Source organism: Erythrobacter sp. NAP1, assembly GCF_000152865.1.
Taxonomy (GTDB): Bacteria; Pseudomonadota; Alphaproteobacteria; order Sphingomonadales; family Sphingomonadaceae; genus Erythrobacter.
Genome location: NZ_CH672390.1, coordinates 1,824,012 through 1,847,536, shown reverse-complemented (window position 1 = coordinate 1,847,536; position 23,525 = coordinate 1,824,012). Strand labels below are relative to the sequence as shown.

Annotated in this window: 34 protein-coding genes; 13 read left to right on the top strand and 21 right to left on the bottom strand. The window is 61.7% G+C overall.

Annotated features, from left to right (window positions below):
* Window positions 1-5 precede the first annotated feature (5 nt).
* Window positions 6-407: a hypothetical protein gene (locus tag NAP1_RS08870; RefSeq protein WP_007164940.1), complete on the top strand. Its 402-nt coding sequence runs from the start codon at window positions 6-8 to the stop codon at window positions 405-407.
* A 256-nt stretch (window positions 408-663) separates the two neighbouring features.
* Here NAP1_RS08870 and NAP1_RS08865 read toward each other — a convergent pair whose 3' ends face one another.
* The 15 genes from NAP1_RS08865 to NAP1_RS16475 all read right to left on the bottom strand — a co-directional run bounded on the left by NAP1_RS08865 (window position 664) and on the right by NAP1_RS16475 (window position 6,324).
* Complete coding sequence (locus NAP1_RS08865; RefSeq protein ID WP_007164939.1) at window positions 664-1,011, bottom strand: YbaN family protein; 348 nt, start codon at window positions 1,009-1,011, stop codon at window positions 664-666.
* 4 nt (window positions 1,012-1,015) lie between these two features.
* Window positions 1,016-1,495, bottom strand: a complete 480-nt coding sequence (locus NAP1_RS16660) for a GNAT family N-acetyltransferase (RefSeq protein WP_040464864.1) — start codon at window positions 1,493-1,495, stop codon at window positions 1,016-1,018.
* The gene (locus tag NAP1_RS08855) at window positions 1,488-1,901 is read right to left on the bottom strand and encodes a SufE family protein (RefSeq protein WP_007164937.1); all 414 of its coding nucleotides are present in this window, start codon (window positions 1,899-1,901) and stop codon (window positions 1,488-1,490) included. The genes NAP1_RS16660 and NAP1_RS08855 overlap by 8 nt, the downstream gene beginning before the upstream one ends.
* Before the next feature lie 70 nt (window positions 1,902-1,971).
* Window positions 1,972-2,223, bottom strand: a complete 252-nt coding sequence (locus NAP1_RS08850) for a hypothetical protein (RefSeq protein ID WP_040464863.1) — start codon at window positions 2,221-2,223, stop codon at window positions 1,972-1,974.
* Window positions 2,223-2,573 (bottom strand): hypothetical protein, encoded by a 351-nt coding sequence (locus NAP1_RS08845; RefSeq protein ID WP_007164935.1) that lies wholly within the window; start codon window positions 2,571-2,573, stop codon window positions 2,223-2,225. Before NAP1_RS08845 ends, NAP1_RS08850 begins: the two co-directional genes overlap by 1 nt.
* Window positions 2,573-2,842, bottom strand: a complete 270-nt coding sequence (locus tag NAP1_RS08840; protein WP_007164934.1) for a hypothetical protein — start codon at window positions 2,840-2,842, stop codon at window positions 2,573-2,575. The genes NAP1_RS08845 and NAP1_RS08840 overlap by 1 nt, the downstream gene beginning before the upstream one ends.
* On the bottom strand, window positions 2,842-3,141 hold the full coding sequence (locus tag NAP1_RS08835) for a hypothetical protein (RefSeq protein WP_007164933.1): 300 nt from the start codon (window positions 3,139-3,141) through the stop codon (window positions 2,842-2,844). The genes NAP1_RS08840 and NAP1_RS08835 overlap by 1 nt, the downstream gene beginning before the upstream one ends.
* On the bottom strand, window positions 3,141-3,506 hold the full coding sequence (locus NAP1_RS08830; RefSeq protein WP_007164932.1) for a hypothetical protein: 366 nt from the start codon (window positions 3,504-3,506) through the stop codon (window positions 3,141-3,143). Before NAP1_RS08830 ends, NAP1_RS08835 begins: the two co-directional genes overlap by 1 nt.
* The gene (locus NAP1_RS08825) at window positions 3,503-3,850 is read right to left on the bottom strand and encodes a hypothetical protein (protein WP_007164931.1); all 348 of its coding nucleotides are present in this window, start codon (window positions 3,848-3,850) and stop codon (window positions 3,503-3,505) included. Before NAP1_RS08825 ends, NAP1_RS08830 begins: the two co-directional genes overlap by 4 nt.
* Entirely contained in the window at window positions 3,850-4,164 is a 315-nt protein-coding gene (locus NAP1_RS08820) for a hypothetical protein (protein WP_007164930.1), read from the bottom strand. The genes NAP1_RS08825 and NAP1_RS08820 overlap by 1 nt, the downstream gene beginning before the upstream one ends.
* Window positions 4,165-4,196: 32 nt before the next feature.
* Window positions 4,197-4,463 (bottom strand): hypothetical protein, encoded by a 267-nt coding sequence (locus tag NAP1_RS08815; protein WP_007164929.1) that lies wholly within the window; start codon window positions 4,461-4,463, stop codon window positions 4,197-4,199.
* Between the two features lie 27 nt (window positions 4,464-4,490).
* Window positions 4,491-4,865 (bottom strand): envelope stress response membrane protein PspC, encoded by a 375-nt coding sequence (pspC, locus tag NAP1_RS08810; protein ID WP_007164928.1) that lies wholly within the window; start codon window positions 4,863-4,865, stop codon window positions 4,491-4,493.
* The gene (gene pspB, locus NAP1_RS08805; protein WP_007164927.1) at window positions 4,862-5,164 is read right to left on the bottom strand and encodes an envelope stress response membrane protein PspB; all 303 of its coding nucleotides are present in this window, start codon (window positions 5,162-5,164) and stop codon (window positions 4,862-4,864) included. Before pspB ends, pspC begins: the two co-directional genes overlap by 4 nt.
* A 33-nt stretch (window positions 5,165-5,197) precedes the next feature.
* Window positions 5,198-6,052 carry a phage shock protein PspA gene (pspA, locus tag NAP1_RS08800; protein WP_050750469.1) on the bottom strand — a complete coding sequence of 285 codons (855 nt, stop codon included), beginning with the start codon at window positions 6,050-6,052 and terminating at the stop codon, window positions 5,198-5,200.
* A gap of 104 nt (window positions 6,053-6,156) precedes the next feature.
* The gene (locus NAP1_RS16475) at window positions 6,157-6,324 is read right to left on the bottom strand and encodes a hypothetical protein (RefSeq protein ID WP_007164925.1); all 168 of its coding nucleotides are present in this window, start codon (window positions 6,322-6,324) and stop codon (window positions 6,157-6,159) included.
* A gap of 168 nt (window positions 6,325-6,492) precedes the next feature.
* On the opposite strand from NAP1_RS16475, the gene pspF reads away from it, so the two are divergent.
* From pspF to NAP1_RS08755, 9 genes are all read left to right on the top strand, one after another.
* Window positions 6,493-7,542: a phage shock protein operon transcriptional activator gene (gene pspF, locus NAP1_RS08795; protein WP_007164924.1), complete on the top strand. Its 1,050-nt coding sequence runs from the start codon at window positions 6,493-6,495 to the stop codon at window positions 7,540-7,542.
* 109 nt (window positions 7,543-7,651) lie between these two features.
* Window positions 7,652-7,954: a hypothetical protein gene (locus NAP1_RS08790; RefSeq protein WP_156777232.1), complete on the top strand. Its 303-nt coding sequence runs from the start codon at window positions 7,652-7,654 to the stop codon at window positions 7,952-7,954.
* A 48-nt stretch (window positions 7,955-8,002) separates the two neighbouring features.
* Entirely contained in the window at window positions 8,003-8,413 is a 411-nt protein-coding gene (locus tag NAP1_RS15925) for a PilZ domain-containing protein (RefSeq protein ID WP_007164922.1), read from the top strand.
* Window positions 8,414-8,597: 184 nt separating this feature from the next.
* Window positions 8,598-9,164 (top strand): ribosome maturation protein RimP, encoded by a 567-nt coding sequence (gene rimP, locus NAP1_RS08780; RefSeq protein ID WP_007164921.1) that lies wholly within the window; start codon window positions 8,598-8,600, stop codon window positions 9,162-9,164.
* Window positions 9,164-10,807, top strand: a complete 1,644-nt coding sequence (gene nusA / locus NAP1_RS08775; protein ID WP_007164920.1) for a transcription termination factor NusA — start codon at window positions 9,164-9,166, stop codon at window positions 10,805-10,807. The genes rimP and nusA overlap by 1 nt, the downstream gene beginning before the upstream one ends.
* Window positions 10,788-11,522, top strand: a complete 735-nt coding sequence (locus tag NAP1_RS08770; protein ID WP_007164919.1) for a DUF448 domain-containing protein — start codon at window positions 10,788-10,790, stop codon at window positions 11,520-11,522. Before nusA ends, NAP1_RS08770 begins: the two co-directional genes overlap by 20 nt.
* An 82-nt stretch (window positions 11,523-11,604) precedes the next feature.
* Entirely contained in the window at window positions 11,605-14,154 is a 2,550-nt protein-coding gene (gene infB / locus NAP1_RS08765) for a translation initiation factor IF-2 (protein ID WP_007164918.1), read from the top strand.
* 18 nt (window positions 14,155-14,172) lie between these two features.
* Complete coding sequence (locus tag NAP1_RS08760; protein WP_007164917.1) at window positions 14,173-14,613, top strand: PaaI family thioesterase; 441 nt, start codon at window positions 14,173-14,175, stop codon at window positions 14,611-14,613.
* Window positions 14,613-15,170 (top strand): DUF1697 domain-containing protein, encoded by a 558-nt coding sequence (locus NAP1_RS08755; protein ID WP_007164916.1) that lies wholly within the window; start codon window positions 14,613-14,615, stop codon window positions 15,168-15,170. The genes NAP1_RS08760 and NAP1_RS08755 overlap by 1 nt, the downstream gene beginning before the upstream one ends.
* A 90-nt stretch (window positions 15,171-15,260) precedes the next feature.
* Here NAP1_RS08755 and NAP1_RS08750 read toward each other — a convergent pair whose 3' ends face one another.
* A complete protein-coding gene (locus NAP1_RS08750) occupies window positions 15,261-15,515 on the bottom strand; it encodes a hypothetical protein (protein ID WP_156777231.1) in 255 nt (84 codons plus the stop codon).
* Between the two features lie 154 nt (window positions 15,516-15,669).
* On the opposite strand from NAP1_RS08750, the gene rbfA reads away from it, so the two are divergent.
* Entirely contained in the window at window positions 15,670-16,098 is a 429-nt protein-coding gene (rbfA, locus tag NAP1_RS08745) for a 30S ribosome-binding factor RbfA (RefSeq protein ID WP_007164914.1), read from the top strand.
* 4 nt (window positions 16,099-16,102) lie between these two features.
* Here rbfA and NAP1_RS08740 read toward each other — a convergent pair whose 3' ends face one another.
* Complete coding sequence (locus tag NAP1_RS08740) at window positions 16,103-16,711, bottom strand: YceI family protein (protein WP_007164913.1); 609 nt, start codon at window positions 16,709-16,711, stop codon at window positions 16,103-16,105.
* A gap of 88 nt (window positions 16,712-16,799) precedes the next feature.
* A complete protein-coding gene (locus tag NAP1_RS08735; protein WP_007164912.1) occupies window positions 16,800-18,422 on the bottom strand; it encodes an AbgT family transporter in 1,623 nt (540 codons plus the stop codon).
* A gap of 141 nt (window positions 18,423-18,563) precedes the next feature.
* Here NAP1_RS08735 and NAP1_RS08730 point away from each other — a divergent pair, with 141 nt between their 5' ends.
* Window positions 18,564-19,157 carry a thymidine kinase gene (locus tag NAP1_RS08730; protein ID WP_007164911.1) on the top strand — a complete coding sequence of 198 codons (594 nt, stop codon included), beginning with the start codon at window positions 18,564-18,566 and terminating at the stop codon, window positions 19,155-19,157.
* 32 nt (window positions 19,158-19,189) lie between these two features.
* Complete coding sequence (locus tag NAP1_RS08725; protein WP_007164910.1) at window positions 19,190-19,906, top strand: site-2 protease family protein; 717 nt, start codon at window positions 19,190-19,192, stop codon at window positions 19,904-19,906.
* Here the strand turns inward: NAP1_RS08725 and galK are convergent.
* From galK to glpD, 3 genes are read right to left on the bottom strand one after another with little or no spacing between them, the layout of a single operon-like run.
* On the bottom strand, window positions 19,903-20,946 hold the full coding sequence (gene galK, locus NAP1_RS08720) for a galactokinase (protein ID WP_007164909.1): 1,044 nt from the start codon (window positions 20,944-20,946) through the stop codon (window positions 19,903-19,905). The genes NAP1_RS08725 and galK overlap by 4 nt on opposite strands.
* Window positions 20,943-22,040: a galactose-1-phosphate uridylyltransferase gene (locus NAP1_RS08715; protein ID WP_007164908.1), complete on the bottom strand. Its 1,098-nt coding sequence runs from the start codon at window positions 22,038-22,040 to the stop codon at window positions 20,943-20,945. Before NAP1_RS08715 ends, galK begins: the two co-directional genes overlap by 4 nt.
* Window positions 22,037-23,518: a glycerol-3-phosphate dehydrogenase gene (gene glpD / locus NAP1_RS08710; RefSeq protein ID WP_007164907.1), complete on the bottom strand. Its 1,482-nt coding sequence runs from the start codon at window positions 23,516-23,518 to the stop codon at window positions 22,037-22,039. Before glpD ends, NAP1_RS08715 begins: the two co-directional genes overlap by 4 nt.
* Window positions 23,519-23,525: the final 7 nt, after the last annotated feature.

Here is a 23,525-nt window from a genome sequence, read left to right as displayed (position 1 = left end):
CGCGGATGGGCGGCAACCACAACCTCTCCGGCGAGTGGGACGGCACCTTCGCTTATCCCGATGTCCCCGAAGCGGGGCCTGTCACGCCCTTCCTTGCTCGCCTCAGCGAAGCGGGCGGCGTGCTGAGCGGCAGCGTGATCGAACCGCACGAGTTCGCCGAAGGCACTGCTGAGGCGACGATCAGCGGCACCCGCATCGGCAAGGCGGTCCACTTCGCAAAGACCTATCACGGCGCTGGCTGGGAGTACCGCCAGACCGTGCTCTATTACGGCACGCTCAACGATGACGGGACGCGCATTGCGGGCGAGTGGCGCATCGACCACTGGCGCGGACCCTTCGAGATGACCCGCGATCCCCCTCCGGCTGTCGAAGTCAGCGTCAGCGAGGAAGCCGAGGCGGGCGTTTAGATCTGACCTGCTGGCCCGTGTTGGAACGCGCAAAGGGGTGTTTGGGAAAAACGCAGCTACCTTGTTGAGCTTCGCAAATGTGCGCAAATTCAATGGTTTGAATGAGGCGTTCGCGCCATTTCCCATGTAGGATGTGTGACCTTTCGATTTGCCTCGGCATCATGCCAAAGTTGATCGAAGATAAAGGTCATCCCTCGTGTAGGAAAATACTGAAGCGCAATCCGGTGTCGGCCCCTTCACCGAGTGGGCCGAGCGCCTATTCTGCGCGCGTCACGATCCAGCCGCCGATGATCACCAGCACCGCAACCGACGCCCAGACCCACGGTTGGCCAAGCGTAAAGCCCGTGAATGCGACCCCGGCGCTCATGGCTGCTACAGAAGCGACCTTGGCCTTGCGCGAGATCGCCCGGCGTTCGCGCCAGTCGCGGATTTGCGGCCCCCAGCGCGGATCGGCGAGAATGCGTCGCTCCCATTCCGGATTGCTGCGCGCAAAGCAGAACGCGGCCAGCAGCAGGAACGGCACAGTCGGCATAAGCGGCAGAACCGCTCCAATCGCGCCAAGCGCAACGCAAATGATCCCGGAGACGAGGTAAAGCCAGCGCACCGGATCAGCCGCCCGGTCCGCTTTGACGCAAATCCATTCCCAGCACCGGCAACATACGTCCGGATACCGAGCCCGATGGCTCCTCCCCGACCGGCTCAAATCCAATGCTGCGGTAAAACGGGACGGCATCAGGATCGGCAGTCACGACCATTCTGGCTGCCCCTTTGCGCTCTGCGGCATCGCGTGCCCAGGCGAAGAGCGCCTTGCCGAGACCTGTTCCGATCAGGCGCGGTTCCACGAAGAGTTTCTCAAGCTCGCTCTGAGCTCCGTCGATCCGAAGTTGCGCAAGCCCGATGATGGCGGTTCCATCCTCTAGGACGACGACCTCGCTCGTCGAAAGATCATTGCAGGTCAGCGTCAGTTCCGCCCGGCATGCCTCGATGAAAGCAGCGTCGTATCCCCAATGCGCCTTTGACCGCAGGCAAAGCGCGCTCGCTTGCTCCAGCTCCTCCGCATGCAGCGGGCGGAGCAGGGGGTCAGGCATCGGCCAGACGCGCCGCATGCTCCTTGACGAGCGCGATCATGTTGGGGACGCCCTGTGTCCGATTGGATGACAGCTGGTTCTTGAGATCGAAGGGATCGAGCGCGGCGGTCACATCCATCTCGGCCACTTCGCGCGCGGGCTTGTCCTGCACGGCGGCGATGACGAGCGCGACGATGCCCTTGGTGATTGCTGCATTGCTGTCTGCAAGGAAGTGGAGGGCGCCATCGCCTGCCGTCTCGGTGGGATAGACCCACACCGCGGCCGAACAACCGCGCACGAGGGTCGCATCGGTTTTCAGCGCGTCGGGCATGTCCTCAAGTTCACGCCCCAGCTCGATCAGCAGGCGGTAGCGTTCATCGCCTTCGAGGAATTCGTATTCTTCCTGGATATCGTCAAGACTTCGCATGGGGGCGCATTTAGGATGCGCGGCTGCGAAGCGAAAGGGGCGCAGACGGGTAAGCCGCGAATTAGCGCCTTTAAAGCTCAACTCCGCTGGCAATCGCTTCGAGCTTCTTGATCCGCTCTTTCATGTCGGCAAGCTCGATCCGGGCTGCACCGACGCTGGCGCCGCCTTCGATTTCGGCTGCGGGATCGGGGCGGGCGGTGCCGCGTTCGATCTCCTCGCGCTTCAGTTGAAGCCAGCCCTGCCACGCTCGCAAGAGCGCAAAGGCGACCACGGTAATGCCAACAAGGCAGGTTGCGGCGATAACGAGTACGGGGTCCATCATCATTGGCTCTGCTCCTCCTTGGACGGGAGTGGGGTTGAAGCTACCGATCCCTCGCCAGGGCTTCTGAGAGCTTCGATTTCAGCGGCGATGCGCGCACGTTCGCGGGCATCCATCGTGTTGTTGTCGGTTGCGATGCGTTCGAGCACGTGAAGGCGCTCGCGCAATTGTTCCATTTCGCGCCGGGTCTCTTCGATCTCGGCGCGGCTTGGGCGATCGTCCTCGTCATGGGCGCGCGGCGTCCACGTTTCGTTGCCTTCGGCATCGGTCGTGATGCCGTGGCGCGCCTTGGCCATCTGGACGATCCCCCAGACGACGATGGCGATAACAGCGACGATGGCCCAAGAACTCATTACTGGTTTCCTCCAAGCTTCGGTTTGGCAGCCGGTTCACGCAGCGCCTCGATTTCTTCGGCAAGGTCGATCGAGCGGTCGGTCGCGATGCGTTCAAGCACGCGGACGCGTTCTTCGAGGTTCATTCCTTCGGACCTGTCGATGACCTTGCGGTTCTTGCTCGTCCGGCGCCAGCGCATGGCGAAGTAGACCGCTGCGCCCGTGACACCGGCCACGACTGCCGACATCTGCATGGCATCGAACATCAAGGCGGTGTCAGGGCCAAACATCAGCCGTTCTCCAACTGGCGGCGCGATTTCACATCGTCGCGCAGGGCTTCGATCTCATCCGACAGCAGCGAACCGCGATCGGTTGCGAGGCGTTCGAGCACCTTGAGGCGGTCTTCGATCATCTCGGTGCGTTCGGCGATCTGGCTCACCGTTTCGCTGGACTTCGATCCGATCAGCGAATGTTCGCGTGCCCATTTCTTGTGGGCGTAGACCTTGGCAACGATCGCGTTGATGCTGATGCCGGTGATCGCGACCACGACAGTGATGAAACTGAAGATGAGGACGAGATCCATATCCATTATGCGTTCCCTTCATCCTTGCGGTCTTCGAGGCGGCGATCCTTCAATTGGTCGATCTCGCTCGACAGGTGATAGCCGCTGTCGGTGACGATGCGTTCCACGTTTGCGAGCCGGTCCTTGACCGAGCCCAGTTCCGCGCGAAGCTCTGCGTTTTCCTGGGTGAGCAGGGTCACGCGCTGCTTGGCTTCGTGGTCGGTTTTCGGGTGGAGAGCCTGTCCCCACGAACCGTCGAGCGGGTAGCCGTTCTGGATGCGCAGCTTGGTCGTGTAGATCCAGCCGAGCACGCCTGCTCCTCCCACGGCGAGAGCGCCGCCGATGATCCACGGTAGGTTCGGAATGATGACTGCAGCAGCGTCGGGGCTCATTGCTGTTTTTCCTTCTGGCCAAAGTTCAGGGGAGTGCCGCTGTCACTGCCGGCAGGTTTGTCGCGCAGCGCCTCGATCTCTTCGGAGAGCGTATAGCCGCGGTCGGTGACGATCTTTTCGAGCACGATCATGCGGTCCTGCATGGCGTCGAGCTTGTTGTTGAGCTCGCGGTTTTCCGCCTTGAGCTTCTCATTCTCGCCGCTCGTGTCGCGCTTGGAGGTCTTGCCGCCCCACTCGTCTTCGAGGTCGTAGCCGTGCTTGGCGCGGATCCAGTTGTTGATCAGCCATCCGCCCATGCTGACAGCGATGATGGCGATGACGAAAGAGGGGCCGCCCCAATCCATTATGCGGTTTCCTTGTTGCTGATGTTGAGGGGGACACCGGCGTCGCTGTCCTCGACCGAGCGCGTGTCACGCAGTGCCTCGATCTGGGTCGCGATGTCGTAGCCGCGGTCGGTGACGATGCGTTCGAGCACCTGGACCCGGTCTTCGAGCTTCTGGACCTGCGCGGCGTATTGCGCGGCTTTCTCAGCCGTCGCGTCGGCGGTCGCGTCCATCTTGAGCTCTGCCATCTTTTGCTGATGCTTTGCCCAGATCGCGATGACCGGGATCGATACCCCAATGATCGGAATGAGAAGTGCGAGTTGACCCGGATCCATGACTTAATTGCCCCTTCGTGTGTTGATGCGCCTCAGCGCAGTTTTTCAATCTCGTCGGCCGTTCTGCGGGCCGGGTCGACGGCGATCTGTTCGAGCACCGCGATCCGGTCCTGCATCAGGCTGACGGTTTCCTTCAGCTCGATGTTCTCGTGTGTGAGGGCCGCTGACCTGCTCTGATTGCCAGACTTGATCCGCGCCATTTCGCGGCGGTGGCTCAGGAACATGCTGGTCAGTCCCAACACACCGGAGAACGCCAGGATCACGAGCATTGCGTTCAGGAATACTTCGCCGATTGGCATGACCCTATCTCCCCTCCGAACGCTGGATCAGCGCAGTTGTTCGATCTCGGCCGTCAGGCGCGGGTTGTTGCTGACATAGTAGGTTTCAACGTCAGCAAGCCGGCGGTCGATGTCCCGGAAGCGGGAGCGGATTTCGCGCGCCGTGCGCTTCGGGCTCTGGCGGACACGCTGCCAGTACTGCTGTTCCTGGTTGTCGCGGTACAGGTGCGGCGGCTTCTTCTGGAGGAGCGCGCCAGCAATGAAGTAGGCGATCAGCGGCCAGCCGAGCGTGACGGTGAGAACCACCATGCCAAGGCGCAGCCAGAAGGCGTCGATCCCGGTGTAGTCCGCAATGCCGGAGCACACTCCCATCAGCTTTGCATTGTGCTTGTCTCGGTAAAGCGAGGTGCGGGGGCTATTCATTGGCTGGCTCCTTTCTTTTCGGCCATCAGCTGTTCGAGTTCGCGCAGCTGCTGGTTGTCGGTTTCCTGGTCGGCCTGAAGGCGCTTGACCGGGTTGAATGATGGGTCATCGGAAGCGACCAGACGCTCCACCGTATCCATGCGCTCGTCGAGGCGCTTGGCGAGGTTGTAGAGCTCTTCGAGCAGCACCTCGTCGTCAGTGGTGATCGTGGCTGCCGTCTTCCACTTGGTCACATAGTGGAGGATCAGCCACGGCAGGCCGATGAAAAGCATCGGGATGATGATAAATTCGGGGTCCACGGTTCAATTCCCTGTCGTGTTTCTAATCGTTGTTCAGTCGTCTTTTTCAGGCTTGCCGAGCGCTTTTTTCATCTCTGCAAGCTCGTCGTCGATCGCATCGGCACCTTCGAGCGCGGCGATCTCGTCAGAGAGCGACGGCGGCTGGTCCTGACCGATCTGGATCGCGTCGGCGCGCCCTTCGGCATAGTCGACGCGGCGTTCAAGCTGGTCGAAGCGGGCAAGCGCCTCGTCCGTGCGTTCGGTGCTCATCAGCGTGCGCAGTTTCACGCGGTTCTCCGCGCTTTCGAGACGCGCCGCGATGGCGGTCTGGCGGCTGCGAGCTTCGCGCAGGCGATGCTGCAGCTTCTGAATGTCGTCTTCGTAAGCGCGCAGCGCGTCGTCGAGTACGGCGATCTCGGCGCGCAGCTGGTCTGCCATACCGGTCGCTTTCTTCTTCTCGACGAGAGCAGCGCGCGCCAGGTCTTCTCGGTCCTTCGAAAGCGCGAGCTGCGCTTTCTCGCCCCAGTCTGCCTGGAGCTTGTCGAGCTTGACGACGTGACGGTGCATTTCTTTCTGGTCTGCAATCGTGCGCGCCGCGCTTGCCCGGACTTCCACCAGCGTTTCTTCCATCTCGAGGATGATCATGCGGATCATCTTCTGCGGGTCGTCCGCCTTGTCGAGCATGTCGTTGAAGTTCGCGGCAATGATGTCACGAGTGCGGCTGAAAATGCCCATAAAGGCTACTCCATCTAGGAACGGGTTAGTGCTCTGGCGCGAGTCGTCGTCACGATCGCCTGAGCCATGAGTTTGCGTCGGGGTGGGGCTGCGACGCAAGGCCTCGATTTCTTCGTCGAGACGCGAGAGCTTTGAGGGGTGGGCCGAAGCGCTGCCGTTGGAGCGAACGCGCATCGGGGTAAGCGCGTCGCTGAGATCGGCATTCGCGACTGGAGACTTGCGCTCCGGCCCGAAAGGATCACCACCTGGAATATCGTCTCGCTTGCTCACAATCAGCCTCAAGCGAGCTCGACCAGCATGGTGCTGTTGCCGCTGGGCTGTGCAATGTGAGCATCTTCCAGACCCAGGTTCATCTGGCTGGTCAGAGCGATCATCGCGACCATTGCAGCGACGCTGGCGAGCGAGGCGTGGCCAAGCTTGCTGCGGAAGAATGAGGCGTTGTACATTGTGGGTCTCCAAGAACGTGTCTGCGTTTGCCCCCATGTCTGCAACCAGCGTGCCAAACTTGGAAACCGGCGGAAATCCTTGGCTTTTTGATGACTCCAGCATGAATGGCATGGTCCCTATTGCCAAACATTAGGATTTTTCACTATAGGTTGGTGCAAGGAGGGATCATGGAGCGCGAAAACCAGTTTATCGGCCAGTCCGGCGCCTTTCTCGACGCGGTCGAGCGCGCCTCGCGTGCTGCGCCCATGAGCCGACCCGTGCTCGTTATCGGCGAACGCGGCACCGGCAAGGAATTGATCGCCGAACGTCTCCACCGTCTTTCGACCCGTTGGGACGAACCGCTCGTCACCATGAACTGCGCGGCGCTTCCCGAAAGCCTGATCGAGGCCGAATTGTTCGGTCACGAGGCGGGCGCTTTTACGGGCGCTACCAAAGCGCGCGCGGGAAGGTTTGAGGAAGCCGATAAGGGCACTCTGTTTCTCGACGAACTGGGCACCTTGTCGATGGGCGCGCAAGAACGCCTTCTCAGGGCCGTCGAATATGGCGAAGTGACCCGCATCGGTTCCTCGCGCCCGGTCCGCGTCGATGTGCGCATTGTCGCTGCAACCAATGACGACCTGCCCAATCTTGCCGAAACCGGGGAGTTTCGTGCCGACCTGCTTGACCGACTGAGTTTCGAAGTCATCACGCTTCCTCCCCTGCGCGTGCGCGAAGGGGATGTGGGCGTTCTGGCCGAGTATTTTGCACGGCGAATGGCTGCCGAACTCGACTGGCATGGTTGGCCCGGCTTTGCGCCGCACGTGATGAACCAGCTCGAAGAATATGGCTGGCCCGGAAATGTGCGCGAATTGCGCAATGTGGTCGAACGTTCAGTCTATCGCTGGGATGATCCCGACACGCCGATCGCGCATGTTCAGTTCGACCCGTTTGACAGCCCCTGGAAACCGGCAACGCCGAGCCACCGCCGCTCCAATGCTCCAGTTCCCGCTGCGCCGTCTTCCGCGCCCGCCGCCAACGACTTTGCGACGCAGGCTCCGTGTTTCGACGAGATCGAGGATCTGCGCGCTGCGGTCGATGCGCATGAGCGAGCCATCGTCGAACATGCCCTTGGCAAGCATCGCTGGAACCAGCGCCAGACCGCAAAGGCGCTTGGCCTCAGCTATGACCAGCTGCGCCACTGCATCAAGAAGCATGCCCTGATGGAAGAGGCCGACTGACCTGTTTCGCGTAAACATGCGCCAATCGGCACGTCTCTAGGGCAACCAATCCTTAAGCGCGGGCCTCTACGTCTGCTTTGTGATGCGAAAAAGCACCCTCCTGCAAAGTGTGTCGTCCGGGATTCGTTCCTATGGTCAGAGCATCATCCTGACCGCAATCTTCGCGACTGCGGTCTGGAATCTGGGCCCGATGTTGCTTCACGACCTGATGGATCCAGAGATGCGGGAGATCGTCGAGTTGCGCGAAGAGGCGGGAGAACGCGCCATCGCTGGCTACGAGGCGGCTTCCCAGCGCAGCGAGCACGCGTCTCAGCTGGCCGATGAAGGCTGGGGCGACGAGGTTGCCGATGATGCGTGGGGCGATGATGCCCGACAGCAACCTCCGGCTAATGGCCTAAGGGAAACACCCTAGGTAGGCTTCAAGAACGGCTTTGCCATAAGGCCTTAGCAATGCTTGGCCATGAACCGGCCATCTGCTCTTTTACGTAAAGCCTATGCTCCTGACGATCCGATCCAGGTTGGCAGGCGCGGCGCTCCGCGACTGCGACTGGCGATCCCTGCAAAACTTGTCTCGCGCTACGACACGCGCCGGTGCATTCTGGTGGATCTTTCCCTCACCGGGGCGAAGGTCAGTCTCCAAGATCCGCTCGCCAAGGGAGAAGACGCTCTGCTGCAAGTTGGCACGCTCGAGCCGTTTGGCGAGGTGGTGCGATGCCAAAAGGGAGTCCATGGCGGGACAGTCGGTCTTTCATTCGATCCTCCTCTCAGAGAGGCCGATGTGCTGGGCGTGCGCGCCTTTGCTGAACGGTACGAAGAAGACGAGGTGCGCGCACTCAGAGCAGAGGTGAGGCGCTGGGTCACAGGAGTTTGATAAACCCACGCGGCAAAAAACATTATGCGTGTGGCGCGGGGCTTGCCAAAGCCGGATCGGACGCCTAACTGATCACCAATCCCGACATCGTCGAAACTTTGAAGGGGCTGGCGCCGCAAGGGGCCGGCACCAACGGCCCATGCCATTTCGATGATGTCACAATTGAAGAGTAACACGCCGCCGCATGACCGACATTGCACGTCTTACAGACCTGATCGAACCTGAAGCCGAGGCTTTGGGTTTCGAACTGGTGCGCGTGAAGATGATGCCTTCGGAAGCGGGCGATGGCGGCGAGGCATTGCAGATCATGGCGGAAGACCCCGCCACCGGTCAGCTGGTGATCGAACAATGCGCCGAGCTCTCGCGCCGCGTCTCCGACATGATCGACGCGCGCGAGGAAGCAGGCGAAGTTCTGATCGAAGGCGCGTATCACCTCGAAGTGTCGTCGCCCGGCATCGACCGCCCGCTAACCCGTGAAAAGGACTTCGCGAACTGGGCCGGTCACGAAGCGCGGATCGTCATGACCAAGGGCTTCGATGGGCAGCGCGTCTATAAAGGCGAGCTTGGCGGCGTCGAAAATGGTATGGTGACCATCACTGATGCCAAGGCGGGTGAGGCAAAACTCCCGCAAGACCAGATTCACAGCGCAAAGCTTGAGCTTACCGACAAGCTTATCGCTGCAACCAAACCCATCGACACCACTGGTGCCGAAGACATTGTAGAAGACCAAGAAGAAAAGGCAGACGACTGATGGCCAGTGCCATTTCCGCCAACAAGGCAGAACTGCTCGCGATTGCAAACTCCGTTGCTAGCGAGAAGATGATCGACAAGACCATCGTCATCGAGGCGATGGAAGAAGCGATCCAGAAATCGGCTCGCAACCGCTACGGCGCCGAGAACGACATTCGCGCAAAGCTCGATCCCAACACCGGTGACCTGACACTGTGGCGCGTGGTCGAGGTGGTCGAAGAGGTCGAGGACTACTTCAAGCAGGTCGACCTCAAGCAGGCTCAGAAGCTTCAGGACGGCGCGAGCGTCGGCGACTTTATCGTCGATCCGCTGCCCCCGGTCGACCTTGGCCGTATCGACGCGCAATCGGCAAAGCAGGTGATCTTCCAGAAGGTCCGCGATGCAGAGCGTGAGCGCCAGTTCGAAGAGTTCAAGGACCGCGCAGGCGAAATCATCACCGGCGTGATCAAGTCGGTCGAGTTCGGTCATGTGATCGTGAACCTTGGCCGCGCAGAAGGCGTCATCCGCCGCGACCAGCAAATCCCGCGTGAAGCCGCCCGTGTCGGTGAGCGTGTCCGCGCTCTCATCACCAAGGTGGAGCGTAACAATCGCGGGCCCCAGATCTTCCTGTCGCGCGCCGCGCCTGATTTCATGCGCAAGCTGTTCGCTCAGGAAGTACCGGAAATTTACGACGGCATCATCGAGATCAAGGCCGCTGCCCGCGATCCGGGTTCGCGCGCCAAGATCGGCGTCATCAGCCACGATTCCAGCATCGACCCGGTCGGCGCTTGCGTCGGTATGAAGGGTAGCCGCGTTCAGGCTGTCGTTCAGGAGCTTCAGGGCGAAAAGATCGACATCATTCCGTGGTCGGAAGACACCGCGACCTTCGTCGTGAACGCGCTTCAGCCGGCAACGGTTGCCCGCGTGGTCCTCGACGAAGAAGATGGCCGCATCGAAGTGGTCGTCCCGGATGACCAGCTGTCGCTCGCCATCGGTCGCCGCGGCCAGAACGTGCGTCTCGCCAGTCAGCTGACCGGTCACCAGATCGACATCATGACCGAGGAAGAAGCTTCGGAGAAGCGCTCCAAGGAATTCGCAGAACGCTCCAAGATGTTCGAGGAAGAGCTCGACGTCGACGAAACGCTTTCGCAGCTGCTCGTGGCCGAAGGCTTCGCGATGCTGGAAGAGGTCGCCTACGTCGAAATGGCCGAACTCGCGGCAATCGAAGGCTTTGACGAAGAGCTCGCCGAAGAGCTTCAGAGCCGCGCGATCGAAGCGCTCGAACGTCAGGAAGAAGCGCATCGCACCGCCCGCCGTGAACTTGGCGTTGAAGATGCGATTGCCGAACTGCCCCACCTCAACGAAGCGATGCTTGTCACGCTCGGCAAGGCGGGTCTCAAAACGCTCGACGATGTGGCCGATCTTGCCACCGACGAACTGATCGCGAAGAAGCGCGAAGCACCGCGCCGTCGGAACAACACCGACGGTCCGCCGATGCGTCGCCCGCAGCGCGAGCAGGACAAGGGCGGTGTGCTTGGTGAGTATGGGCTCACCGAAGAGCAGGGCAACGAGATCATCATGGCTGCCCGCGCACACTGGTTTGAAGACGAGGAGCCAGCTAGCGCTCCCGCTGAGGAGGCCGCCGATGCGGACTCCACCCAATGAGCGCGTAAACCCCGACATCGCTGAAGAAACAGCTCCCGGAAACGCTTCCGGGAGCGAACGGCGCTGCGTCCTTTCTGGCGAGGTGCATCCTCGCGAGGAATTGATCCGGCTTGCCGTTGCGCCTGATGGATCCGTCCATCCCGACCCTGCGGGTAAGGCCCCGGGCCGCGGGGCGTGGATCACGCCTGATCGCGCTGCGCTTGAAAGCGCGATGGCGGATGGCCATCTCAAGCGGGCGCTGATGCGCGCATTCAAGGGTGGACCAGCCAATGACGATGGAAAGCGCGTAACCCTTTCCTACAGCGACGATTTGCCGCACAGGATCGAGTCCGCGCTGATCAAGGTCCTTGCCGACAGGCTGGGTCTTGAACTGCGCGGTGGAAACATCGTGCTTGGGTCTGCGAAGATCGAAGAACATGCCCGCACGGGCCGCATCGCGCTGTTGCTGCACGCCAGCGACAGCAGCGAGGACGGGCGCAAGAAGCTCGACCAGGCATGGCGCGTGGGGATGGAAAAGCAGGGATCGGGTGAGCGCGGGACAGTCTTGCCACTGGACCGCGATGCTCTGTCTGTGGCATTGGGCCGCGAAAATGTCGTCCATCTGGGCGTTTCGGGCCCGCGCGGTGTCCGGTCGAAAGGACCGAGCGCGGCAGACCGGGTAGGGCAGGCGGCCATGCGCCTGTCTCGTTTTATGGGGAGCGACCCTCCCGATTAGCGGCCCTTGATGATGCAGATATGCGCGCCGGGATCTGCCCAGCGCGGCGACAGAAGAATTTTTGAAGGACGAACGAGCTAGAATGAGCGACGAAGAAAAAAAACCTGCACGTAAACCGCTGGGCCTGAAAAGGGCGGTCGATGCTGGCGAGGTCAAGCAGACCTTCAGCCATGGCCGTACCAACAAGGTGGCGGTGGAAGTGAAGCGCCGCCGCAAGCTCGTGAAACCGGGCGAAGCGCCTGCGCCTGAGCCGACACCTGCACCGGAGCCGGCGCCAGAACCTGCGCCCGAACCGGTCGCCAAGAAAGAGCCGCCCAAGAAGGCCGCTCCCAAGAAGCCTGCACCGGCTGCGGAAACCCCGCAGGAGCGTGTCGCTCGCCTTCAGCGCGAAGCCGAGGAAGACCGCCTGAAGCTCGCCGAAGAAGCGCGCAAGCGTGACGAGCAGAAGGCAAAGCAGGCTGCCGAGGAAGAAAAGAAGCGCCAGGAAGACAACAAGAAGGCCGAGGAAGAAGCCGAAAAGCGCGCCAAGGAAGAAGCTGAAGCCGCCAAGCAGGCCGAAGCCGAACCTGAGGCTGCACCGGCCAAGGAAGAAGCGCCTGCCGCCAAGGGCAGCCCGACGCCTGCTGCGCGCAAGTTCACGCCTGTCGCCCGGCCCGAGCCCAAGCGCCCGGCCAAGAAGAAGGAAGACAAGCGCGCCGCCAAGGACACCGGCGGCGGCGGCAAGGACAAGCGCCGCTCTGGCAAGCTGACCGTCACCAAGGCTCTGAACGAGGACGAAGGCCGCCGTGCACGCAGCCTCGCCGCATTGAAGCGTGCGCGCGAGAAAGAGCGCCGCATGCAAGGCGGCGGCTCCTCCAAGCCGCGTGAAAAGCAGGTCCGCGACGTGATCGTGCCTGAAGCCATCACGGTTGGCGAACTTGCCAAGCGTATGGGTGAGAAGGGCGCCGACCTCGTGAAGGAGCTGTTCAACCTCGACATGATGGTCACGGTCAACCAGACCATCGACCAGGACACCGCAGAGCTGCTGGTCGAACAGTTCGGCCACAACATCGAGAAGGTCTCTGAAGCTGACGTCGATATCGACACCGAAGAGGACGTCGATCCGGAAGAAACGCTCAAAGCCCGTCCTCCGGTCGTCACGATCATGGGCCATGTCGATCACGGCAAGACTTCGCTGCTCGACGCTCTGCGCGGCACCGATGTGACCAAGGGCGAGGCCGGTGGCATCACCCAGCATATCGGCAGCTACCAGATCACGACGAAGGACAAGCAGAAGATCACCTTCCTCGACACGCCGGGCCACGCCGCGTTCACCGAGATGCGCCAGCGCGGCGCTAACGTGACCGATATCGTGGTGCTGGTTGTCGCGGCGGATGACGGCATCATGCCGCAGACGATCGAGGCGATTAATCACACCAAGGCAGCCGGTGTCCCGATGATCGTTGCGATCAACAAGATGGACAAGCCCGAGGCCGATCCCAACAACATCCGCAGCCGCCTGCTCGAGCACGAAGTGATCGTCGAGGCGATGTCGGGTGACGTGCAGGACGTGGAAATCTCCGCCAAGGAGAAGACCGGCCTTGATGAACTGCTCGAGAAGATCGCGCTTCAGGCCGAACTGCTCGAACTCAAGGCGCGTCCGGATCGCGATGCCGATGCAACCGTGATCGAGGCACAGCTCGACAAGGGCCGTGGTCCTGTCGCAACGGTGCTGATCACGCGCGGCACTCTCAAGCGCGGCGACACTTTCGTCGTCGGCACCGAGAGCGGCCGTGTGCGCGCAATCGTCAACGACCAGGGCAAGCAGATCAAGGAAGCTGGTCCGTCGATGCCGGTCGAGGTCCTCGGCCTTGGCGGCGTGCCTTCGGCTGGTGACCAGTTGACCGTTGTCGAGAACGAACAGCGTGCCCGCGAAGTTGCTGAATATCGTCAGGAAAAGGCGACCGAGAAGCGCACCGCGCTTGCTCCGACCAGCTTCGACACGATGTTCAACAACCTTCAGTCGAACGTCATCGAATGGCCTGTGCTGGTGAAAGCCGACGTGCAGGGTTCGGTCGAGGCGATCGTCAACGCGCTGCACAACATCTCGACCGACGACATCAAGGCACGCGTGCTGCATGCAGGCGTTGGCGCCATCACCGAAAGCGACGTGACGCTCGCGGCGGCTTCGAACGCGCCGATCATCGGCTTCGGCGTTCGCCCGAACGCAAAGGCTCGCGAGCTGGTGAAGCGCGACGGTGTGCGCATGATGTATTACGATGTGATCTATCACCTCACCGAAGACGTCGCGAAGGAAATGGCCGGCGAGCTTGGTCCCGAGCGGATCGAAACCGTGGTGGGCCGTGCTGCGGTCAAGCAGGTCTTCAAGTCCGGCAAGAAGGACAAGGCAGCAGGTCTGCTGGTCGAGGAAGGCGTCATCCGCAAGGGTCTGTTCGCCCGTCTCACCCGCGAGGATGTCATCGTTTCGGCGACCACCATCGCCTCGCTGCGGCGCTTCAAGGACGACGTCGACGAAGTGCGCGCTGGCCTCGAATGCGGTGTGGTTCTGGAAGACACGAACGACATCCAGCCGGGCGACCAGCTCGAGGTGTTCGAAGTCGAAGAGCGCGAACGGACACTGGAAGTCGGGTAACGACGGCCCGGCTGCGTCATGGATTGGCGACACCAGATCGAGGAGGGGGCCGAAGGGTCCCCTCACTCCAACCTTCTCGGCTCGCGGTTCGTTTCCTTCGACGAGGAGACAGCGACCGCGACCATGCATTTCACCGTCAAACGCGAGATGACCACCTGGCGCGGCGGCGTTCAGGGCGGTCTTGTTGCGGGCTATCTCGACGATGTGATGGGCTATGCCTATGTCGCGGCGACCGGCGGCGAGATGGCGCCGCTCAATCTCGACATTTCGATGAGCCTCATCCGGCTGATCCCTGATGGCGCGACCATCATCGGCAAGGGCCGGGTGGTCAAGGCCGGGCGGCGCGTCGTCTTCCTCGAAGGCGAACTCCTGGGCGAGGACGGGACAGTCTACGCCCGCTCCACCTCTACCGCGATCCCGACGCCGCGCCCGTCTCCGACCGAAACGGGCATGGGCTGATGGCAGCCAGCGGGCAACGCTATCTGGCGCTTCTTGGAAGCATCAATATTGGCGGCAACCGCATCAAGATGGCTGACCTTAGGACGGCTTTGGAGGATGCTGGGTTCAAGGATGTCGCGACAGTCGCCGCCAGTGGCAACGTGATCCTGACAGACGAGCGCGATCCCGCCATGCTCGAAGTGCAGCTGGAAAGCCTCGTTCAGGATCGCTTCGGCTTCAAGTCCTGCGCGATGGTGCGAACCGTCGATGAAGTGCGCTACGCAATCGAGGAAAACCCGTTTCACGGGACCGGCCCAGAACATGGCTCGGACAAGATGGTGCACTCGATCTTCCTCAGCGAGCAGCCCGAGCAAAATGCGGTCGACGCGCTGATTGCCGATCATGCCAGCAAAGGAAGCGAGCGGCTTGCTCTCGGCGACCGGGTGCTGTTTCTCGATTACATCTACGGCGTTGGCGTGTCGGATCTGTCGAACAAGGTGCTCGAGCGCCGCCTCAAGTGCAAAGGCACCGCGCGCAACATGAACTCGCTGAAGAACATCCTATCGAAGATGGGCTGAGCGCAAGCGCGCTCTGCTTACGCAAACAAAAACGGGCGGGCGATGGCATTCCATCACCCGCCCGCTTAACGCCCGTCCGAGCGTTATCTCTTAGTTCGGCGAACCCACAGCCGGAGCAGCGGTATTGACCTTGCCAGCCTTGGCGGCAGGCACGCGGTTTTCATTCGCATTGCGATCGTTGTCGGCGCGGCGTTCGGTCATGCGAGCTTCGGCGCGCTTGTCGTCGGCCTTTTCAAGGTTCTGTTCGTGGCGCTCAAAGGTACCGGGGGTGGCAATGCGCTGTGCTGAAGCCATCGTGGGGGCGACGAGTGCAGCAGCAACGAGTATCGAAGTCAGCTTTTTCACGGGGACATCCTCATCTGGTTTCATTAGTAACTAGGGGACTTTGTATCTATGCAATTGCGACTTAATGTCAAGTAAAGCCGCTGAGCCCATTTGCTGATGAATTGGCAAATCGGTCGCGAGACTGTACGGCGGCGCGCAAACGAAGGTTACAACCATGGCCAAACGACAAGATTTCACCGCAGAACAGCAATCAGTCCGCGTCCTCAAAGTGGGCGAGCGGGTGCGTCACATCCTGTCCGAACTGCTCGCGCGGCAGGAAGTGCATGACGAGGTGGTAAGCGCCTCGAACATCGCGGTCACCGAAGTGCGCATGACGCCAGATCTGCGCCACGCGACTGCTTATGTGAAACCGCTTCTGGCCGCTGGCCCCAAGATCAGCGATGCCGATGTGGTCCACGCGCTGCGGCAGAATACCGCGTTTCTCCAGCGCGAGGTTGCAAAGCGGCTCGGGCTCAAATTCGCGCCCAAGCTCAAGTTCCGCAGCGATGAAAGCTTTGCTGAGGCGGACCGGATCGAAGCGCTGTTGCGCGATCCGAAGGTGGCGCGTGATCTCGACGAAACGGGTGAGGAAGACGCCGAATAGGCGCTTACATCCCGCGCGGCACCATCCGCGCATCCAGCTTGATATCGACCTTGTTGCCAACGATCAGCTGGTAACTGCGCATCCCGTATTCGCGCCGGTCGATCTCCATGTCTCCGGTGAAGCGAACTGCTTGGCTGCTCGCAATGCTGGGGTCGCTGGCGAAGGTTACTTCGAGCGTTTCGGTGTTGGTGACGCCGCGAGCGGTCAGCTCTCCGGTCACTTTGCCTTTTGTCGGTGAGGTGAGATTGAGCGACGTGCCGACGAAACGGATTGTCGGATAACGCTCGACCCAGAAGAACTTTTCTCCGCGTAGCCTGCGCAGTGTGGTTTCGTCAGGCGCCTCAAGCGCGCGCGCGTCGAAGGTTACGTCGATGACCGCACGCTCGGGCGCGCCGGGCACGATGCGGACATTGCCCGACATCTGCGGGAAGCGGGCGGTCTTGCTCGAAAGGCCGAAGAAGGGAACGCGCGCCGACACCTGGCTTGCCGTTGCATCGAGGCGATAATTGAGGGTCGATTGCGCCGCCGCTGTCGTCGGGCCCGACTGCGCGACGATTGCCGTCGGCGCGGCCAAAGCCATTGCGCTGGCGAGGATCAGGCGAAGGACGGTCATGGCATTGCTCTCCTTACACCTTACTACGCCCGAGGGCCGTGTTAGGTTTCACCCTTCACCCGGCGCCTGGGCCTGTCTGGCGCGTATCTCAGCCCGTCGGCAGGACGTAGCCAACCGGCGCGTCCGGACCGAGCGGGATACCGAGATAGAACCATAGCACGATCAGCAGCGTGCCCGAAACGAGCAGCCAGATCGAATAGGGCAGCATCATCGCGGTAAGGCTGCCGAGACCGAAGCTTGGCTGCCAACGCTGCGCAAAGACGAGGATCAGCGGAAAGTACACCATCAGCGGCGTGATGATGTTGGTCGCGCTGTCGCCGACACGGTACGCTGCGGTCGCGCCTTCCGGGCTGATGCCGAGGAGCATGAGCATCGGCACGAGGATCGGCGCAAGCAGCGCCCACTTGGCGCTCGCCGAGCCCACGAACAGGTTCAGAAGGCCCGCGAACAGAACCATCAGGCCCAGAACCAGCGGCAGGGGCAGTCCGGTCGACTGGATCGCAGCTGCGCCGTGGACTGCCGAAATCAGGCCAAGGTTCGACCAGCCGAACATCGCAACGAAGTGAGCGGCTGCAAAAGCGAGGACGAGGTAGTAGCCCATGTCCTTCATCGATTCCGACATCATGCCGACGAGGTCGCGGTGATCCTTGATCGTGCCAGTCGCGCGGCCATAGGCCCAGCCGGTTGCGAGAAAGAGAACGAAGAACGCCGCCACCAGCGACTGGTAGAACGGGCGAAGCACCGAGTGGATTGAGCAGTCCGCTGCCGGGATGCCGTCGCAAGCGGCTTCGTTCATCAGCGGCGTGCCGGGCGCAAAGACCATCACTGCCCACAGTGCGACGACAGCAAGCGCAGCGAGACCCGCTGCGCGCAGGCCCTTGCTCACGGTGGACGGATCACCCTGGCTGAGCTCCTCTTCCTCGCTTGCACCGGCCTGAGCGCCGCCCTTCCACGGGCCGAGTTTTGGCTCGATAATCTTGTCGGTGACATACCAGATGATGGGGAGGAAGATCAGCGTCATCGCGCTGATGAAGTACCAGTTGCCTGCAAGGTTGGCGGTCCAGCTGGGGTCAAGCGCGCTTGCGCCAACGGCCTCTTCAGTGATGCCGAACAAGAGCGCATCGAGCTGACCCGGCGATACGTTGGCCGAGAAGCCGCCTGAAACGCCCGCAAATGCTGCCGCGATACCCGCCATCGGATGGCGACCGGCTGCGGCAAACAGGATCCCTGCAAGCGGGATCAGCACCACGTAGCCAGCGTCAGCCGCGTGGTTGCCGATCATCGCGACCAGCGCGACGACGGGGGTGAGGAGCTTCTTGGGAGCGCTCTTGACCGCGCTCGCCATGCCGGCGGCGAAGAAGCCCGACCGCTCGGCAACCCCTGCGCCGAGCATCACCACCAGCACATATCCTAGCGGGTGGAAGTGTGTGAAAGTCTTGGGCATTTCGACCCAGAGTTTCTGGATGTTCTCGGCGGAAAGCAGGCTGACGGCTGCGATCACCTGCGGCTGTCCGGTTGCCTCGTCAATCGTGGTCGGATGGAGCGCCGAAACGCCAAGTGCCGCGCTCAGCATCGAGATCGCAACCAGCGCGATGATCAGGTAGAAAAACAGGAATACCGGGTCCGGCAGCTTGTTTCCGTTTCGCTCGATCCAGCCGAGAAAGCCGGTCATGTGCTGCTCGTTATTGGTCGCTAGTGCGGCCGATGCCATATTCGTGATCCCCGTAAGTCAATTCCAGTAGTTCGCGTGAGGGCTAGCATCGCGCAGCGTGGCTGTCACAGGGATTAATCAACAGCCTTGCGCGGGGGACATTCTGGTGCGCTTCGAGCACGCTCGCTAGGCTTGGCGGTGATGGCAAAGCTCTATTTCTACTATTCCAGCATGAATGCCGGAAAATCGACCACGCTGCTTCAGGCCGACTTCAACTATCGCGAGCGCGGGATGCGAACGATGCTGTGGACTGCGGCGCTGGACACACGCAGCGAAGGCATGGTGCGCAGCCGGATCGGGCTTGAGGCAGGCGCGCATCTTTACACTCCTCAGACCGACCTGCTCGCTGCGATCAGCGCGGCGCACGAGGACACTCCGCTCGACTGCGTGTTGCTCGACGAGGCGCAATTCCTCACCGAAGAACAAGTCTGGCAACTTGCCGCCCTGGCCGACGAAAAGGGCATTCCTGTGCTGTGCTATGGCATTCGTACGGACTTCCTGGGCAAACTGTTTCCCGGCTCCGCCGCGCTGCTTGGCATCGCCGATGCGCTCGTCGAGCTGAAAGCGGTGTGCCATTGCGGGCGAAAGGCGAGCATGAACCTGCGCGTCATGGAGGACGGCACCCCTGTAAGCGAAGGCGCCCAGACCGAGATCGGCGGAAACGACCGCTATCTCGCCTTGTGCCGCAAGCATTTCAGCAAGGCGCTCAAGACCGGCGTGGTCGGCGCAGACTAGCGAAGCTTCGTGCGCCGCACCATATGAGGGGCATGTACGACAACCTTGTCTTCGCAGCGATGGTCATTCCTTGCATCGTCATTGCGATTGTCTTCCACGAAGTTGCGCACGGCTACGCAGCCAAGGCGCTGGGCGATCCTACCGCCAGCGAGCGCGGGCGGCTAACGCTCAATCCGATCAAGCATGTCGATCCCATCGGCACACTGCTTGTGCCGGGCGGGTTGTTGCTCTTGGGCGGCCCGCCGTTCGGCTGGGCGAAGCCGGTGCCAGTCAACCAGCGGCGGCTCGATAACCCGCGCTTCGGCATGATGGCGGTCGCCGCCGCAGGGCCGGGGATCAACTTCGTGCTCGCGACCTTGAGTGCGTTTCTGCTCGCGAGTTTCGGACAGGGTGTGGGGCTGGTCGAAGGGCCGGGCGGACTGGTCTTTGTGGCGGACGCGGTTGGCGAAGCGCTGACAGCGGAAACCGCGCTGCTCTATTTCGTGCTGATCAACCTGTTCCTGGGCCTCTTCAACCTGTTGCCGATCCCACCGTTCGACGGTTCGCACATCGTTGGCGGGCTCTTGCCAGATCGTCTGCGTCGCCACTGGATGCGATTGCAGAACGTGGGCGTCCTGCTGATCGTCGGAGTGATCGCCTACAGCTGGATTTTCGGTCCAGGGTGGCTTGAGCTCACGATCCTGCCGTTGGTCGATGCGGCCTTCGTCTTCCTGTTCGGCCTGTTCGGATACAACCCCGGCTTTTTCTAGGCCGCGCTGGCTGCGTCGATAAAGCGTGCATGAGGGTGACGCTTGAGCAGTTCGGCCATCCAGACGCCGCGCTCGCTTGCGGGGACGCAGGCGACGATGCATCCGCCAAAGCCGCCACCGGTCAAGCGCGCGCCAATTGCACCGAGGCCTTGAGCAGTCTCCACCAGTGTGTCGATCTCGGGCAGCGACATCTCGAAAAGGTCGCGCATCGAGACATGGCTTTCACTCATCAGATGCCCGAGCCGAGCGACATCGCCATCGCGCAGTGCCTTGGCCGCCGCGAGCGTGCGCTGGTGCTCGGTCACGCAATGAAGCGCGCGGCGCTTGGGCACTTCGTCGATATTAGCGCTCTCGACTTCTGCTTGATCGAGCAGGCATAGGTCTTCGGTGCCGAAATGACGCTTGGCCGCATCGCATTCGGCCTTTCGGGCGCCGTAGCGTCCGTCCGTCAGCTTACGGGTCAGACCGGAGTGCACGACCACCATCTCATGCCCCGCTGGCAGCGGCAGGATTTCCCAGTCCAGTGACTTTGTGTCGAGCGCCATCGCGCTTCCGGGTGAGGCCAGGGCGACTGCCATCTGGTCCATGATGCCGCACGGTACGCCCATATACTCGTTCTCGACCCGCCGCGCTGCGATGGCGAGGTCTACATCGCTCAGGTCGCTCCCAGCCGCTTCCCGCGCAGCCTTGAGGATCGCGACGATCAGAGCCGCGCTGGAGGACAAACCCGATCCTTCGGGAACGCTTGAGGTCACGTCGAGCGCCGCGCCCCCGGTTAAGAGGCCGAGCGCGTTCGCCTCGCGCAATGCTCCGACGCATGGGTCCGACCACTCGCCCACCGCATCGTCGGAAAGCTCACGCATGGCGGGCGCGTCGTAGTTGAGCGAGCTCACCGCCACCGAGCTGTCGCTTCGCGGGGCCAACGTCACCTCGATCCCGACCGACAAGGCAGCGGGCAGTACCCAGCCGCCATTATAGTCGGTGTGCTCGCCGATCAGGTTGACGCGGCCCGGCGCACGTGCGGTGAATGTGGCGCTCACGATCTAGCCTGCTCGCGCAGGGCCTTGACCGCGCTTTCGGGCATCACGTCGACGGTGAAGGTGCCCGTGTGCTGTTCGACAGAGGCAAGATACTTGATCCGCCCTGGCGTGCGCAGCAGCGGATAGAATTGCACGGTGAAGTGGTAGTTCGCAGCCCCGTTGCTGCGGTCCGGATTCGGCGCGGCGTGGAATGCCATCATGGTCGCCGCCGGTCCTTCGAACAAGGCGTCATAGCGCCGGGTCAATTCGCCAAGCCAATATGACAGCGCGCCAAGCTCTTCATCGGTGCAATCCCATGGCCCTGCGCGGCGTGTCTGAGGGGCGATCCAGGTCTCGTAGGGAAAGCGTGCGAAACGCGGCACGAAGGCCGCCATGCCGCCCTCGATGCCAAGGCCATAATCGGGCATTGCCGCTTCGATCTCGGCAGCAAGGTTATAGCCACTTGCAAAGGCGTCGACCGCGCGGGCCTGAACTTCGGGTATGCGATTGAAGCCGTAGATTTGCCCGTGCGGGTGGTGAAGCGTGACGCCCACCTCGTCGCCGCGGTTTTCAAACGGCAGGACGTAATCGCAGCCATTGGCGAAGTGCGTGTCGTATCGATCAAGCAATGCGCCGATGAGCACCTGCCTCCGGTCCGATCCAATCGTGTGCAGGCTGCCTTCCGCCTCGGGCGCATAGACGACCACGTCGCATGCGCCCAGCGCAGGCTCGGTCTCGACCCCATCGATGACGGCCGCTTCACTCGCGCCGGAATGATAGGCGGCAAACTTGTTCTCGAACACGGCGCATTCGAAGTCCGCGAAGGGGATTTCGGTTTCGGGACCGCCGGGGAGGGTGGGGGCTAACGGGTCCTCAGCTGCCGATGGCTTGAAGGTGCGGTTCTGGCGATGCGCGGCGTAGACATTCCATTCCTGCCGCATGGGATGGCGGCGAAGTTCGCCGCCTTGCGCGATGTCTTCGTAGCTCTCCGACACGATCGGAAGGGTGTGCGGCGTGCGGCCATAAAGGTGCAGCATGCGCCCATCGGCCTTGCGGTGATCGCGCCGATGGATCGGCCCGCCAAGTGCGCGTTTGAGGGCTACATTGCCGCTCACGCAGGCACCTTGCGGGAATCGAACCAGCGCGCGACTTTTGCCTGCGCGGCGTCGTCGATGTGAAGGTAGAGTTTCGAGCGGCGCTTGAGCACATCTTCGGCGGTTGCAGCGAATTCGTGCTCGACCAGATATTCAAGCTCGCTCGCATAAAGATCGCCGCCAAGGTGCTCGCCAAGGTCGTTGATCCCCTGCGCATCGCCCAAGAGGTCGATCATGCGCGTTCCATAAGCTCGCGCGAGGCGCAGAACCGTCTTCTCATCAAGCCACGGGAAGAGCGCCGCTTGATCTCCCACGAACCGGTCGAAATAGATCGGGTCGATCTCGCCGCCCGGCAGGACTGCGTCCGCAGTCCAAGATCCGCCATCTATCCCAATTCTTTCAAGCGCATGTTCGGCAAGCTTGCGATAGGTTGTCAACTTACCTCCGAAGATCGAGAGTAGCTTTGGCCCGTCCTCCTCGAGCTCGAATTGGTAATCGCGCGTGACGGTGGAATTCGACGCGGCCTTGTCCTCGTAAAGCGGGCGCACCCCGGCATAGCTGGCGACGGCTTCGTCGGGCGAGACGTCGGTGCGAAGATACTCGTTGGCGGCCTTGCAAATGTAGTCGGCCTCGTCAGCGCTGATGTCGATGTCCGACGGGTCGCCGGTGAACAGCACGTCAGTGGTCCCGACGAGCGTAAAGTCGCGCTCATAGGGAATCGCGAAGATGATTCGGTCGTCCTTGTTCTGGAAGATGTAACAATGCTCGCCATCGTACAGCTTCGGGAAGATCAGGTGGCTGCCCTTTACAAGACGCAGATTGGCATGGGTTTCGCCCGGAATGGCGCGGCCAAGCACTGTGTCGACCCAGGGGCCGGCGGCGTTGACGACCATCTTTGCAGTGAGTGTTTCCTCGCCGCTTTCGCTGCGCAACGTCGCAGTCCATTGGGTATCGCCGCGTGTCAGCCCGATGCATTCGGTGCGGGTGCGGATCGACGCGCCGCGTTCCTTCGCGTCCATGCAATTGAGTACGACGAGGCGAGAGTCTTCGACCCAGCAGTCGGAATATTCGAAGCCATGCGTCAGGCGTTCTTCGAGGACGTCCGCGTGCGGTGATTGACGCAGATCGACATTGCGCGTGGGCGGGAGGAGTTTGCGACCGCCCAAATTGTCATAAAGAAACAGACCAAGGCGCAGCATCCACTTGGGCCGCAGCCCCTTGTCATGCGGCAACACGAAGCGCAGCGGCCAGATGATATGCGGTGCCATCTTGAGCAGCCGCTCGCGCTCGATCAGGCTCTCGCGCACGAGCCTGAATTCGTAATGCTCGAGATAGCGTAGACCCCCATGCACCAGCTTGGTCGAGGCGCTTGAAGTATGCTGCGCGAGGTCGTCCTTTTCGACGAGGCATACCTTCAGCCCGCGCCCGGCCGCATCGCGCGCGATGCCTGCGCCATTAATGCCGCCGCCGACCACCAGAAGATCGAAATCTGTTTCCATAAGAGGC

What these genes read in the sequence shown, in the direction of transcription:
- rbfA (WP_007164914.1), top strand. Translation starts at nt 15,670, where the DNA reads ATGGCCAAACGACAAGATTTCACCGCAGAACAGCAATCAGTCCGCGTC.
- infB (WP_007164918.1), top strand. Translation starts at nt 11,605, where the DNA reads ATGAGCGACGAAGAAAAAAAACCTGCACGTAAACCGCTGGGCCTGAAA.
- NAP1_RS08815 (WP_007164929.1), bottom strand. Translation starts at nt 4,463, where the DNA reads ATGCCAATCGGCGAAGTATTCCTGAACGCAATGCTCGTGATCCTGGCG.
- NAP1_RS16475 (WP_007164925.1), bottom strand. Translation starts at nt 6,324, where the DNA reads ATGTACAACGCCTCATTCTTCCGCAGCAAGCTTGGCCACGCCTCGCTC.
- NAP1_RS08735 (WP_007164912.1), bottom strand. Translation starts at nt 18,422, where the DNA reads ATGGCATCGGCCGCACTAGCGACCAATAACGAGCAGCACATGACCGGC.
- NAP1_RS08870 (WP_007164940.1), top strand. Translation starts at nt 6, where the DNA reads ATGGGCGGCAACCACAACCTCTCCGGCGAGTGGGACGGCACCTTCGCT.
- pspC (WP_007164928.1), bottom strand. Translation starts at nt 4,865, where the DNA reads ATGAATAGCCCCCGCACCTCGCTTTACCGAGACAAGCACAATGCAAAG.
- NAP1_RS08820 (WP_007164930.1), bottom strand. Translation starts at nt 4,164, where the DNA reads ATGGATCCGGGTCAACTCGCACTTCTCATTCCGATCATTGGGGTATCG.
- NAP1_RS08855 (WP_007164937.1), bottom strand. Translation starts at nt 1,901, where the DNA reads ATGCGAAGTCTTGACGATATCCAGGAAGAATACGAATTCCTCGAAGGC.
- NAP1_RS08755 (WP_007164916.1), top strand. Translation starts at nt 14,613, where the DNA reads ATGGCAGCCAGCGGGCAACGCTATCTGGCGCTTCTTGGAAGCATCAAT.
- NAP1_RS15925 (WP_007164922.1), top strand. Translation starts at nt 8,003, where the DNA reads ATGAACCGGCCATCTGCTCTTTTACGTAAAGCCTATGCTCCTGACGAT.
- NAP1_RS08830 (WP_007164932.1), bottom strand. Translation starts at nt 3,506, where the DNA reads ATGAGCCCCGACGCTGCTGCAGTCATCATTCCGAACCTACCGTGGATC.
- nusA (WP_007164920.1), top strand. Translation starts at nt 9,164, where the DNA reads ATGGCCAGTGCCATTTCCGCCAACAAGGCAGAACTGCTCGCGATTGCA.
- NAP1_RS08730 (WP_007164911.1), top strand. Translation starts at nt 18,564, where the DNA reads ATGGCAAAGCTCTATTTCTACTATTCCAGCATGAATGCCGGAAAATCG.
- pspA (WP_050750469.1), bottom strand. Translation starts at nt 6,052, where the DNA reads ATGCGCGTTCGCTCCAACGGCAGCGCTTCGGCCCACCCCTCAAAGCTC.
- NAP1_RS08845 (WP_007164935.1), bottom strand. Translation starts at nt 2,573, where the DNA reads ATGAGTTCTTGGGCCATCGTCGCTGTTATCGCCATCGTCGTCTGGGGG.
- NAP1_RS08770 (WP_007164919.1), top strand. Translation starts at nt 10,788, where the DNA reads ATGCGGACTCCACCCAATGAGCGCGTAAACCCCGACATCGCTGAAGAA.
- NAP1_RS08835 (WP_007164933.1), bottom strand. Translation starts at nt 3,141, where the DNA reads ATGGATATGGATCTCGTCCTCATCTTCAGTTTCATCACTGTCGTGGTC.
- NAP1_RS08760 (WP_007164917.1), top strand. Translation starts at nt 14,173, where the DNA reads ATGGATTGGCGACACCAGATCGAGGAGGGGGCCGAAGGGTCCCCTCAC.
- NAP1_RS08850 (WP_040464863.1), bottom strand. Translation starts at nt 2,223, where the DNA reads ATGATGGACCCCGTACTCGTTATCGCCGCAACCTGCCTTGTTGGCATT.
- NAP1_RS08725 (WP_007164910.1), top strand. Translation starts at nt 19,190, where the DNA reads ATGTACGACAACCTTGTCTTCGCAGCGATGGTCATTCCTTGCATCGTC.
- rimP (WP_007164921.1), top strand. Translation starts at nt 8,598, where the DNA reads ATGACCGACATTGCACGTCTTACAGACCTGATCGAACCTGAAGCCGAG.
- NAP1_RS16660 (WP_040464864.1), bottom strand. Translation starts at nt 1,495, where the DNA reads ATGCCTGACCCCCTGCTCCGCCCGCTGCATGCGGAGGAGCTGGAGCAA.
- NAP1_RS08825 (WP_007164931.1), bottom strand. Translation starts at nt 3,850, where the DNA reads ATGGATTGGGGCGGCCCCTCTTTCGTCATCGCCATCATCGCTGTCAGC.
- glpD (WP_007164907.1), bottom strand. Translation starts at nt 23,518, where the DNA reads ATGGAAACAGATTTCGATCTTCTGGTGGTCGGCGGCGGCATTAATGGC.
- pspF (WP_007164924.1), top strand. Translation starts at nt 6,493, where the DNA reads ATGGAGCGCGAAAACCAGTTTATCGGCCAGTCCGGCGCCTTTCTCGAC.
- NAP1_RS08840 (WP_007164934.1), bottom strand. Translation starts at nt 2,842, where the DNA reads ATGTTTGGCCCTGACACCGCCTTGATGTTCGATGCCATGCAGATGTCG.
- NAP1_RS08740 (WP_007164913.1), bottom strand. Translation starts at nt 16,711, where the DNA reads ATGACCGTCCTTCGCCTGATCCTCGCCAGCGCAATGGCTTTGGCCGCG.